A 2,610-nucleotide genomic window follows, 5' to 3' on the forward strand; every position below is an offset into this window, starting at 1 on the left:
ATCATCAATGCAGAGGGATGGCAAACCTGCTGGCCCGAGTGAAACACTTCATGGATACCGTGTCTCCTTTCCCGGGGAATGGCTATGGCACAGCGAAGGTGTAGCACTATTGGGATCAGTTATTTAGAGGGCTTTTCATGGCTTCGTTTGATCTCGAGCAAACAAGCGCGGACTAATTATCGGGCTTGAGGATCCCTTATTTCGTTGGGTTTTTTCGATATTCCCTGACCCGGCCAGGGGCGTGCGTGGCGGGAGCCGGGCGCTGCGCTGACAGAGTGCCTCGGTGTTGACCCCTTATCTCTCTGATCGTGCTGGAGAAATTCCCCCCTCAGCACAGTGACGGCGGGATGACAATCCCCCGGTTGGCGGCGCCTTGTTTGCGGTTTTGCCGTCCTCTTCACATTTCCGGATTGCTCGCTATTTGTGCGATTGCCTTACTCATCCGACCTGGTGTCAAATCACTCCGCCTAACATAAGGAGTGGCATAATAATGAATAATATCAATAAATTAGTTCTGGCTATCGGATTCGCTCTCACCACCTTCCCGAGCCTGGCGGCGGGATTCCAGTGCGGGGAGCACGTCACCCTGGGGGTACCCGGTCAATCCAGTCAGCTGTTGTGCCGGGAGGGCTATGCCGCCGGGTACAACTACGACACCAAGGTCTCTGACTGGGTCTCTTACCGGATGACGGCGACCAGCGCCCAGGGTCAGGTGCCGCGCAAGGATGCCTTCGCCGAGGACAAGGAGGTGCCGGTGCAGTTTCGCGCCACCCTGTCGGACTACAAGGGCTCGGGCTATGACCGCGGCCACCAGGCGCCGGCGGCGGACATGCGCTCCACCGCCAACACCATGAAGCAGAGCTTCCTGCTGACCAACATGACCCCGCAACTGCCGGCGCTCAACCAGGGGGCCTGGCGCATCCTGGAGGAGAAGACCCGGCAGTGGGCCATCACCTACAAGAGCGTGCAGGTGATCACCGGCCCCATCTTCACCCACTCCGATGGCGCCATCGGCAACGGCGTGACCGTGCCCCACGCCTACTACCGGGTGGTGATGGATCTGGCGGGCAAGCGGGCCATCGCCTTCATTCTGCCGCAAGAGAACGTCTCGGCCAGTCGGCTGGCGGACTATGTGGTGACGGTGGATGAGGTGGAGGAGCAGACCGGGCTCGACTTCTTCACCGAGCTGCCGGATGAGCAGGAAGAGGCCATGGAGTCGCGGCTGTCGGCCATGTGGGGCGGTTAGCGCGTCCGGCAGGGGTAACGGGCCTCCTGCCATTGTCATGGCCCCTGGTACAGGGCCAGTACAGCTTGGGTCTGGCATCGGGTCCTTATCATGACTCCTTTTTTCAGGAGGCATCATGTCAGCGCTGTTTTCCCTTCACTCCTCGTCCACTCTTGCCCGCGCGTTGCGCATCTGCGTACCCATGGCGTTGCTGGGGGCTGCTGTTCCCCCCGCCATGGCCGACGAGGATATCCGCTTGGGGCAGACCATTCTGCTCGGGGTCGGCGATCATCCCGCCATCATTCCCATGCTCGCCTGCCGGCCGACCAAATCCATCATGGTCAAGGCAGGGCGGGAGTTGACCCTGGAGCGGGTCAAGGTGTTCTACGGCAACGATCGCAGCAAGACCCTCTATTTCGACAAGGTGTTGAGAGAGGATCAGGAGTCGGGGTGGCAATCCCTCGGCAGCCGACTCTGCATCAAGCGCATCGAGGTGTACGGCAATTCGGAAGGGAGCAGGGCGGGGGTCAAGGTGTACGGGCGCAAATGAGCAAAGGGCGGGGGAAATCCCCGCCCAGTGCTTATTTCTTCGGGCGGAACGGTTTGATGATGGCCTCGTCGCACTCGAGATAGGGCCCTTCCATCAGGTCGATGCAGTAGGGGATGGCGGGGAAGACCGCATCCAGGCACTCGCGGATCGATTTGGGCTTGCCCGGCAGGTTGACGATGAGCGAGCTGCCGCGCAGGCCGGCGGTCTGGCGCGACAGGATGGCGGTCGGCACGAACTTGAGGGACTCGGCCCGCATCAGCTCGCCAAAGCCCGGCATCATGCGATCGCACACCGCCTCGGTGGCCTCCGGGGTCACATCCCGCCTGGCCGGCCCGGTGCCCCCCGTGGTAACGACAAGGCAGCACTGCTCCTCGTCGACCAGCCGAACCAGGGTCGCCTCAATCTGATCCTGCTCGTCGGGGATCACCTGATAGACGGGCTCCCATTCCGAGGTCAGGTAGGCGTTCAGGGTGTCGATGATGGCCTTGCCGGAGAGATCTTCGTAGATGCCTGCACTGGCGCGATCGCTGACGGTGACGATACCGATTCTTGCCTTGCTCATGGTCTGCCCTTGGTTGCCGCAATAAAGTGGTAAATAAAATAACATAATCAGTGAGATATGTTAAACCGCCGGATGGGACAAGGGGAGGGCGTCGAGCTTGGGGGAGAGTCGAATGAAAAACAATTTTGAGGAAAGTCCCTTAATAAGGCATCATGTACAGGATCTTTAGCGCCAACCAATTGAAATAGATATAAAAAAGGCTTCGTTTGTGATCTAATTTTATCGCCAAACAAAATCAACACGCGCGAAGCCTATGACCATTATTAATGCTAA

3 protein-coding genes are annotated in these 2,610 nt (G+C 59.2%); 2 read left to right on the forward strand and 1 reads right to left on the reverse strand.

All coding sequences use genetic code 11. The features are described from left to right. The first annotated feature begins 490 nt into the window (after nucleotides 1-490). Nucleotides 491-1,246, forward strand: coding sequence for a DNA/RNA non-specific endonuclease (locus HKD46_RS21085; protein ID WP_171865945.1), 756 nt, complete (start codon nucleotides 491-493; stop codon nucleotides 1,244-1,246). A gap of 181 nt (nucleotides 1,247-1,427) precedes the next feature. Next, nucleotides 1,428-1,775, forward strand: a complete 348-nt coding sequence (locus HKD46_RS21090) for a DUF2541 family protein (protein ID WP_029314779.1) — start codon at nucleotides 1,428-1,430, stop codon at nucleotides 1,773-1,775. Nucleotides 1,776-1,806: 31 nt separating this feature from the next. Here HKD46_RS21090 and mog read toward each other — a convergent pair whose 3' ends face one another. Next, complete coding sequence (mog, locus tag HKD46_RS21095; RefSeq protein WP_039040332.1) at nucleotides 1,807-2,337, reverse strand: molybdopterin adenylyltransferase; 531 nt, start codon at nucleotides 2,335-2,337, stop codon at nucleotides 1,807-1,809. Nucleotides 2,338-2,610: the final 273 nt, after the last annotated feature.

The sequence above is a fragment of the Aeromonas sp. TW 6 genome (assembly GCF_013168745.1).
GTDB lineage: Bacteria > Pseudomonadota > Gammaproteobacteria > Enterobacterales > Aeromonadaceae > Aeromonas > Aeromonas caviae.